We start from the raw sequence: 9,873 nt of genomic DNA, 5'->3' as shown, positions 1-9,873 counted from the left end.
AAAATACTTAAATTTCATCACTCACCTCCAAAGTTTTTTGAGAAGATAAAGAAATCATAGAAATCAACCTTTCCATCAAAATTGAAATCACAAATAGAATTATAGTTTTTATCTCCTTTAATAGAAAGGAAGGCATCGTAAAAAATTGTTAGATCTCTTTTATCTACCACCTCATCATCATTTAAATCAGAAAGGTTTTTGTTTTCATAAACCACAACTCTTAAAACAGTGGAGTAATCCCCAATTCTCACATTAACAAAATACTCATCAGGAGGAGTATCATATTTCGTCAAAAAGGTTATGGTTTTATCATCATCTATTTCAAAAGGAATGGGAGAATCAACCTTTAAACTGTCTTTACTACTGCCCCTTATAATCCTTATATGGACTTTTCTTTCTCTTCCCTGTTTCAAAGAAAAATTCCTTGGAAAAAGGGAGTAATCTTCATCTCTGTAGGAAACCGAAGGATCTCCAAAGAGGTTGAATACAAAGAAGTTGTGCTGACCAGAAAAATCATTTATTGAAAGAGCATTATCCCATTTTGATAAATAAAGAGCTTCACCCGAAGATTCAGAGAGATTAAAGAATCTCTCTGTAAATTTTAAAACTTCCTTAGATATTGGAGAATCAGGATTTCCATAAGCAACCCTTGTTGCACCTATATAATTTACACCTCCAAACCTAAGAGCCGTCATGGCGAGATTTGGTTTCTCAGTTTCTGCTGTAAGGCATCCCATTCCAAAGATAACTCCATTTGAAATTCCAGTTTCTTCTATGAGATTTCTTGACAGAAAAACAGACCACGAACCCTCTCCATCATCAAACCTATCATTTCTGTTTCTATCATTCCATATCCTTCTATAAACTCCATTGCTACTCCCATGTCCAAAAAATGCAATAAAGTTGTAATTTTTGTTTATCTCTTTCTTTACATTGTTAATATTTAATGGGTAGGTGGAATCATACTTTGATTTACCATCTCCTTCCTTTTCATACATGGTAACTACATTGCTATTAAGATTTTTAAAAATACCTTTTCTTAGAATCTCCATTGTTTTTGCACCATCTGCATTATTCTTTGGATAGTCCCCATATTCCTTCTTAAACCAGAGCATTGCCCCCATGAGAAGAACCTTGTTCTTCTCTCTTACACTCTTATATTTTCTTAGACTATCCACATACTTCTCTATCCCACTCCTATCTGTAAAGGGAATTCTACCTACAAAAACATCTGGAAAATAGGAAAAACTGTCTTCTCCATACTCTCCCATGGTTTTATCTTTATCTGTATCAAAATCGCTGGTAAGATTTGCATAGTAAAAATCTGAGGGAATTCTTTCATAAGAATCGTCTCTTGTGTTCTTCTTTGGGAAAAATATGGGCTGAGGGATATAACGATAACTTCCCACAAGAAGTACATACTTAAAATGAAGTTCTTCAAGCTTTTCTTTCAGAAAATTTCTGATTTTTTCTGCTCTGTCCTTTCCAAAAGTCTCTTTTTCTATCTCTTCCAGAGTAAAAACTTTAACCCTATAGCCCTGTTCCTTTTTAAACTCCTCAAGAGGCCTCACATTCTCCCTATATTTTTCCCTAACCAAAATTACATAATCCACGCTATTGGTGGAGGAAATTACCGGAAATTGGGTAATTAGAAAAATTAATGCGAGCACAATAAAAATTACTTTTTTCATCTTTTCCCCTCCTTTTTTCTTCTCTTAATGAAATTCTACCATTTATAGTATAATTAAAAAAACCTTGAAAGGAGGATGAAATGAACTATCCCTTAAGAAAAAGAATAGAAAAGTTTCAAGAGCGTTTTGACGACCTTAAGAAGAGGGATCTCTACTTTTATCAGGCTGAGATAGAGGAGATAAATGGAGCACACGCCATTGTTGAGGGAAAAGATATGATAATATTTGCCTCCTACTCCTATCTTGGTCTTATCAATCACCCGAAGATAAATGAAGCGGCAAAGAAAGCTATAGATGAACTTTCAACAGGAACACATGGAGTTAGACTCCTTGCAGGAACAACAAGGCTTCACAACGAGCTTGAGAGAAAAATTGCTGAGTTTAAAGGGAGGGAGGCAGCGGCAGTCTTTAGCAGTGGTTATGTGACAAATCTTACAACCATATCAACACTTCTTGGGAAGGACGATTATATCTTCTGTGATAAATATGACCATGCAAGTATTGTGGATGGTGCCATTCAGTCAAGGGCAAACTTTATAAGATTTGACCACAATGACATGGAACATCTTGAGGACCTTCTAAAAGAGGTTCCGGATGATAAGGTGAAGTTGATTGTGGTGGATGCAGTATACTCAATGGATGGAGATATGACACCTCTCCCTGATTTAATAGAGTTGAAGGAGAAGTATAACGCAATACTCATGGTGGATGAAGCACACTCCCTCGGTGTGCTTGGGGAACATGGGAGAGGTATAGAGGAGCACTTTCATGTGGAAGGAAAAGTGGATATAGACATGGGAACTCTCTCAAAAACCATACCATCTGTAGGAGGATACATTGCAGGAGATAAAGACCTCATTGATTATGTAAAGCACAACTCCCGAGCATACATATTCTCTGCAGCTCTTCCACCACCAGCAGTTGCTGCTGCAAAGGCCTCCTTCGATGTAATTGAGGAAGAACCGTGGCGTAGGGAAAAACTCTGGGAAAATATAGAACACTTTGTTTCTGGTCTTAAAAAGCTTGGATATGATACCATGAACACTCAATCTGCAGTTGTCCCTGTTCTTCTTGGAGAAGATGAGCTTGCCCTTAAACTTACAAGGAAACTCTGGGATGAGGGAATCCTCATATTCCCCATACTTACTCCAGCAATTCCTCCAAAGACAGCAAGACTCCGTTGTTGTGTAATGGCTTCCCATTCACATGAGGACATAGAGAAAACTCTAAAGGCTTTTGAAAAGGCAGGGAAGGAATTAGGGATAATATAATAAATGAATGGGAAAGATACTGATAGTTGATGATGAACCAGATATAGTTGAACTTGTAAAAATTAATCTTGAAAAGAATGGATTTGATGTTATCTCATCTTACACTGGAAGAGAAATTTTTAATCTTTTTAAAAAATTCAGTATAGACCTTGTAATACTTGACCTTATGCTTCCAGATATAGATGGTCTTGAGATATGTAAGATCTTAAAATCGGAGAATGAAACAAAAAATATACCAATAATAATGCTTACAGCAAAAGACACTGAGATTGATAAAGTCCTTGGACTTGAACTTGGAGCAGACGATTATATAACAAAACCTTTCTCTCCAAGAGAATTGGTGGCAAGAGTGAGAGCTGTTTTGAGAAGAACAAGAAAACCCTCAGATGAGAGTATCTTAAAGTTTGATAACATCCTGAGGATAGATCTTAAGAAATTTGAAGTCTTTGTCAATGGAAAAAAAATTAATCTAACTACCACAGAATTTAAGCTGTTGAAGGCACTCGCCATTAGAAGGGGTGAGGTTCTCTCAAGGAATGAACTCCTTGACTATATATGGGGCAGCGAGAAGATAGTTATTGATAGAACTATTGATGTTCATATAAAGCACTTAAGAGAGAAATTGGGAAAGGTGGGCAAATTTATCAAAAATGTTAGAGGTGTAGGATACAAACTGGATTTATGAGAAAAAACACCATTTTTAGAAAAATATTCATCAATTTTGTAATTGTAATTTTCATTACAGCAGGATTATTCCTTCTTTTTAGTTCACAGATAGTAAAAACTTACTATATAAACACTCTTTCAAAAGACCTGGAACAGGTTGCAAGAACAGTCTCATCCTCTGTAAAATTCATGCATTCATCAAATGAGAAGGAATCTATACAGGAATTTGTGAAGGAAATAGGTCTTTCAAGGGGATACAGAATAACAATAGTGGGAAGTGATGGAGTTGTATGGGGAGACAGCGAAAAAAATCCTGAAGAGATGGAGAACCACAAAAATAGACCTGAAATAATTAAAGCCCTTAAGGGTGAAATAGGTACATCCATAAGATACAGCAAAACAACAAAAGAATACATGCTATATGTAGCGGTTCCTATAAGAAGAGATGGAGAGATAATTGGAGTGGCAAGAGCAAGTATGTTCATGAAAAGTATATATAACCTCATAAACACCCTTAAAACAAGACTCATCTTCTCTACCCTCCTTTCTTCTATTGCAGCTCTTTTACTCTCATATTTTCTTTCAAAAGGAATCACAACACCCATAAAGGAACTTGTGGAGTTTTCAAAGAGAATATCAATGGGTGTATTCTCTGAAGGAACAATCCCAAAAAGGAATGATGAGATTGGAGAATTGATGGAAAATATGAATATCATGGCTAAAAGGATTGGCAAACTTGTGGAAAACTTAAAAAGTGAGAGTGAAACTCTGGAGACAATAATAAAGTCCATAGACGAAGCAATTCTTCTTATAGATGGGAATGGTGTGATAAAACATGCCAATGATGAATTTAAAAATTTGATAGGAAAGGAGAAGGTGGAGGAAAGATACTACTGGGAAGTTGTTAAGGATGATGAATTAAGAAAGTTCATTAAAAAAGCGCTGGATAAGGAATCAATGAGAGAGAGAATTCAGATAAAGGATAGAAACTTTATTTTAAGTTCAAGGAAAATTGAAACAGCAAATAAAATCCTTGTAACTTTTTATGATGTCACAGAACTCCAGAAGTACGAAGAAATGAAAAAGGAATTCATAGGGAATTTATCCCATGAGTTAAAAACACCCTTGACCTCCATTAAGGGTTTTGTTGAGGTAATGAAGGAGGAGGGGAAATTAAAGTACATAGATATTATTGAAAGAAATATAGATAGAATGATCCAGATTGTAAAAGATATCCAGATGCTTTCAAAACTGGAATACAGAAAAACGAAAGCTCAGATTGAGTCTGTTGATGCTTTGGATATATTAAAAGATATAGAGAAACTCTTTTACAAAAAGGCAGAGGAGAAGGGATTAAATCTTCTAATAGAAGTAGAGGAAAAACCATTTTACATAAAGGTTGATCCATATCTCTTTGAAGAGATGCTTGTAAACCTTGTGGACAATGCAATAAGATACACAGATAGAGGAAGTGTTAGTGTAAAGATATATAGAGGCAAAGGAGGGTTCTTTGTGGAGGTGAAGGATACAGGAATTGGGATACCAAAGGAGCACATTGATAGAATATTTGAAAGATTCTATGTTGTTGATAAATCAAGATCAAAGAGAACAGGGGGGACTGGTCTTGGTCTCTCAATAGTGAAACATATAGTATTATTACACAATGGAAAAATAGATGTGAGAAGTGTCCCAGGGGAAGGAACCACATTTACAATTTTTATCCCCCAAAATCCTTAACACAAATTTAACAAAAAATTTATACCTAATTAACCCTCTCCCACTATAATGTTAACGAAAAACTTTTTAGGAGGTTTTTTATGAGAAAACTTTTAATTCTTTTGGTGGTAGTATCACTGGCAATCTCTATGATTTTAACCGGGTGCAAAAACGAAGAGACACCTTCCAAAGAACCTCAAAAAAATATTGAGCTCATAGGAGCAGGAGCAACTTTTCCTCAACCACTATACACAAAGATGTTTGATGTCTATTACAAGAACACCGGGGTTAAGGTTAACTATCAGGGAATTGGTTCAGGAGGAGGGATAAGGCAACTTCTTGAGATGGCGGTAGATTTTGGTGCCACTGATGCCTATATGTCTGATGATCAGCTTAAAGAGGCACCACAGAAGATTGTACACATTCCTATGGCACTTGGAGCAGTGGTTGTAACATACAATCTTGAGGGAAATCCAAAGCTTAAGCTTGACGGAGAAACAATATCAGATATCTTTCTTGGAAAAATAACAAAGTGGAATGATGATAGAATTAAAAGACTAAATCCAGATGTAAATCTTCCGGATATGAATATTACAGTTATTCATAGATCTGATGGAAGTGGAACGACATTTATATTCACAGATTTTCTATCCAAAGTAAGTGAGGAGTGGAAAGAAAAGGTGGGTTGTGGAAAATCACTGAACTGGCCTGTGGGACTTGGTGCAAAGGGAAATCCCGGAGTTGCTGGGCTTGTAAAACAAACACCTGGTTCAATTGGATATGTAGAACTTTCCTATGCCGAGGAGAACAACCTTCCATACGCCATGATAAAGAACAAAAAGGGTAATTTCATCAATCCATCACTTGAGAGCGTATCTCTTGCAGCAAATGTTCCCCTTCCCGACGATACAAGGGTTAGACTCACAAACACAGATGCAGAGAAGGGTTATCCCATATCAAGTTTCACATGGATAATAGTGTATGAGAATCAGAACTACAAAGGAAGGAGCAAGGAAAGAGCAGAAGAACTTGTAAAACTGCTGTGGTGGATGATTCATGAAGGGCAGGAATACAACGAACCTCTTTTATATGGGAGACTTCCAAAGGCAGCGGTAGAAAAGGCAGAAAGAATAATAAAGGGAATCAATTATGATGGAGAGCCACTCCTTAAGCAATAATCACAAAAGATCCCTCAAGGATAATGTGGAGAGGGGAGAGAGGTTTTTCAGAGCCTTTCTCCTCTCCCTTGGTGTATTTATGATCCTCCTTGTCTCCTCAATTCTTCTAACCCTCGTCTTAAACTCTCTCCCATCCATAAAAGAATTTGGTCTTTCCTTCTTTACAGGAGCAACATGGGATCCTGTGAATGGGAAGTTTGGCGCCTTACCATTTCTTATGGGAACGCTTCTAACATCCATTCTCTCACTTTTAATCTCAATCCCTTTCTCCCTTTCAATATCAATACTTATTTCAGATTATATAAAAGGTGGATTGCTTTCCTCCATTCTTCAAATATTCACAGAACTCGTTGCTGGTATCCCCTCTGTTGTGATAGGATTGTGGGGACTCTTCGTTCTTGTCCCTCTTGTTAGAAAACTTGAGACAAAAGTAGGTATCACACCATACGGAGTTGGAATATTCACTGCATCTATCATTCTCGCAATAATGATAATTCCATACTCTGCATCCATAGGGAGAGAGGTTCTCTCTCTTGTCCCGAAAGAGATAAAAGAAGGGGGATTCTCTCTTGGAGCAACAAAGTTTGAAGTTATAAAAAACATATCTCTTCCATACGCAAAATCCGGCATACTTGCAGGTTTCCTTCTCTCCTTTGGAAGAGCTTTTGGAGAAACAATGGCTGTAACAATGGTTATAGGCAACTCCAATAAAATTCCAAAAAGCATTTTTATGCCAGGAAACACAATGGCAAGTGTGATAGCCAATGAATTTGCAGAGGCAACAACAAAACTTTACATCTCCTCTCTCATTGAGATGGCTCTTCTTCTGTTCCTCGTCTCAACGGTGATAAATATATTTGGAAGGTATGTGATAAAGAGGTTGAGCAATGAAGAAACTGAAGGGAAGAATCTTTCTTGATAGGGTATTCTTTTTTACAATAGTGGCTCTTTCAACCATAACCATTGTTCCACTATTCTTAATATTATTCCACATTATAAAAAATGGAATATCTGCGATAAATTGGGATTTCTTCTTCTCTCTTCCAAAACCTACAGGAGAAGAGGGAGGAGGAATAGCCAACGCAATAGTTGGTTCAGCCATTATAGTAGGAATTGCAACACTTCTCTCGGTTCCCTTAGGTGTATTTACAGGGGTTTACCTATCAGAAAATAGAGAGACAAAACTATCAAATGTAGTGAGAACTCTTACAGAGATACTCCAATCTACTCCCTCAATAGTAATGGGTATAATTGGCTACATCTGGCTTGTAAGAACTATGGGAACATTCTCAGCCCTTGCTGGTGGAATTGCACTTGGAATAATGATGCTCCCAATAATTGTAAGAACAACAGAAGAGGTTTTAAATTTAATACCGGAAGATATGAAGGAGGCTTCGTATGCCCTCGGTGTCCCATATCACAGGACAATACTTAAAGTTGTTCTTCCTGCAGGATTTAATGGTATAATGTCGGGGATACTTCTTGGAATATCCAGAATTGCTGGAGAAACGGCACCTCTTCTCTTCACAAGTTTTGGAAACCAGTTCATGAACCTAAACATCTTAAAACCCATGAGTGCAATCCCTCTTGTAATATTTGTGTACTCTTCAAGCCCTTATCCTGACTGGTGGAGAATGGCATGGGGAGCTTCATTTATCCTCGTTATATTTGTCCTAATTTTGAATATATTGGGGAGGTTATTAGGAACAAGATGGAAAACAAGATTTTAAGGATAGAGAATCTAAATGCATACTACGGCGATAATCATGTTTTAAAGAACATAAACATGGAAATTTATGAGAAGAAGATAACTACAGTGATGGGTCCATCAGGTTGTGGAAAAACAACCTTTATTAGATGTATAAACAGACTTCACGAACTCACACCAAATGCAAAGGTGGAGGGTAAAATCTTTCTAAGAGGAAAAAACATCTATGAAATGCATCCTGTTGTTGTGAGACAGAAAATCGGCATGGTTTTTCAAAGACCAAATCCCTTTCCAACGATGAGCATCTATGACAATGTTATTGCAGGATATAAATTAAATGGGATAAAACTTACAAGAGAGGAGAGGGATAAAATCGTTAAGGAGAGTTTGGAAAAGGTTGGTCTCTGGGATGAGGTGAAGAATTTTCTCTTCAAAAGGGGAACATTTCTCTCTGGTGGACAACAGCAGAGACTTTGCATTGCAAGGGCAATCGCTATGAATCCAGAGATTCTACTTCTGGATGAGCCAACTTCAGCCCTTGACCCCATAGCTACAAGGAGAATTGAAGAGCTTATAGTAAAATTAAAAGAAACGGTTACAATACTCCTTGTTACTCATAACATTGCTCAAGCTGGAAGAGTATCAGATTATACAGCTTTCTTCTACATGGGAGAAGTCATTGAGTTTGGAACAACAGAAAAGATGTTTACCGTGCCAGAAAATAAAAAAACAGAGGAGTATCTAACTGGAAAATTTGGATAATGGAGGTATTGAATGAGAATACTCGAAAACAAATTAAAGCTTTTAAAGGAGGAATTGACAGACCTTGTTGCCTCTGTAAGAAAAACAATAAATGATTCAATGGAAGCTCTGAAGAACAGGGATGAAAACTTATGTAAAAGGATAATTGAAGGAGATGATGAGATTGATTTTAAATCTATAGACCTTGAGAGGAAAGTCCTACAGATAATAGCCACTCAACACCCCCAAGCAGAAGATTTAAGGATTGTAAGCTCCATTCTCTTTATAAATATTGATCTTGAACGAATGGCAGATCATTGCGTTGATATAGCAGAGGAGACTCTAACCATAGTGGATAAACCACACCTTAAACCCCTCATTGACCTTCCAAGGATGAAGGATACTTGTATTGAGATGCTTGACGGAGCTATAGAATCCTTTTTGAATAAAGATGTAGACCTTGCCATGAAGATAATTGAAAAGGATGATATACTTGACAAACTCAACTGGCAGATATTCAGAGAACTTTTAACATACATGATGGAGGATCCAAGGAATATAAGAAGAGCAAATGCACTAATACTCATAAGTCAACACTACGAGAGAATTGGAGACCACATAACAAATATCTGTGAAAGAACTATATATATTGTGGAAGGGAAGATGCTAAAGACAAATCCCCATCAGCAGAGGTATTAAAACCACAGAAACAATAAAGAATTGACTTAATTTAAGCATCTGGATTTTTATCCTTTGGAAGGGGCTTCAAGCCTCCCTTCTGGTATATCAACAATTATTTTTTTATGGTGAATAAATCTTTTCTAATTTAAATGCATCAAGATTTAGAATGTATATTGAGATGTTGAAATCCTCCTTAGAAGGATATGAACTAATTATAAGGT

9 protein-coding genes are annotated in these 9,873 nt (G+C 36.7%); 8 read left to right on the top strand and 1 reads right to left on the bottom strand.

What is annotated here, in order from left to right:
* Positions 1–17: 17 nt before the first annotated feature.
* On the bottom strand, positions 18–1,691 hold the full coding sequence (locus J7J33_04870; protein MCD6168620.1) for a hypothetical protein: 1,674 nt from the start codon (positions 1,689–1,691) through the stop codon (positions 18–20).
* 80 nt (positions 1,692–1,771) lie between these two features.
* Here J7J33_04870 and J7J33_04865 point away from each other — a divergent pair, with 80 nt between their 5' ends.
* The 8 genes from J7J33_04865 to phoU all read left to right on the top strand — a co-directional run bounded on the left by J7J33_04865 (position 1,772) and on the right by phoU (position 9,670).
* A complete protein-coding gene (locus J7J33_04865) occupies positions 1,772–2,962 on the top strand; it encodes an aminotransferase class I/II-fold pyridoxal phosphate-dependent enzyme (GenBank protein ID MCD6168619.1) in 1,191 nt (396 codons plus the stop codon).
* Between the two features lie 7 nt (positions 2,963–2,969).
* Positions 2,970–3,647, top strand: a complete 678-nt coding sequence (locus tag J7J33_04860; protein MCD6168618.1) for a response regulator transcription factor — start codon at positions 2,970–2,972, stop codon at positions 3,645–3,647.
* Positions 3,644–5,365: a PAS domain S-box protein gene (locus J7J33_04855; GenBank protein MCD6168617.1), complete on the top strand. Its 1,722-nt coding sequence runs from the start codon at positions 3,644–3,646 to the stop codon at positions 5,363–5,365. Before J7J33_04860 ends, J7J33_04855 begins: the two co-directional genes overlap by 4 nt.
* A gap of 80 nt (positions 5,366–5,445) precedes the next feature.
* Entirely contained in the window at positions 5,446–6,522 is a 1,077-nt protein-coding gene (pstS, locus tag J7J33_04850) for a phosphate ABC transporter substrate-binding protein PstS (GenBank protein ID MCD6168616.1), read from the top strand.
* The gene (gene pstC, locus J7J33_04845) at positions 6,497–7,441 is read left to right on the top strand and encodes a phosphate ABC transporter permease subunit PstC (GenBank protein MCD6168615.1); all 945 of its coding nucleotides are present in this window, start codon (positions 6,497–6,499) and stop codon (positions 7,439–7,441) included. The genes pstS and pstC overlap by 26 nt, the downstream gene beginning before the upstream one ends.
* The gene (pstA, locus tag J7J33_04840) at positions 7,410–8,252 is read left to right on the top strand and encodes a phosphate ABC transporter permease PstA (protein MCD6168614.1); all 843 of its coding nucleotides are present in this window, start codon (positions 7,410–7,412) and stop codon (positions 8,250–8,252) included. The genes pstC and pstA overlap by 32 nt, the downstream gene beginning before the upstream one ends.
* Positions 8,234–8,992: a phosphate ABC transporter ATP-binding protein gene (gene pstB / locus J7J33_04835; protein MCD6168613.1), complete on the top strand. Its 759-nt coding sequence runs from the start codon at positions 8,234–8,236 to the stop codon at positions 8,990–8,992. The genes pstA and pstB overlap by 19 nt, the downstream gene beginning before the upstream one ends.
* 12 nt (positions 8,993–9,004) lie before the next feature.
* Entirely contained in the window at positions 9,005–9,670 is a 666-nt protein-coding gene (phoU, locus tag J7J33_04830) for a phosphate signaling complex protein PhoU (protein ID MCD6168612.1), read from the top strand.
* The last annotated feature ends 203 nt before the right edge of the window (positions 9,671–9,873 follow it).

This window comes from Caldisericia bacterium (assembly GCA_021158845.1).
Taxonomy (GTDB): Bacteria; Caldisericota; Caldisericia; order B22-G15; family B22-G15; genus B22-G15.
Note: the sequence above shows the minus strand (reverse complement) of the source record. Positions and strands in the feature narration are given on the sequence as shown.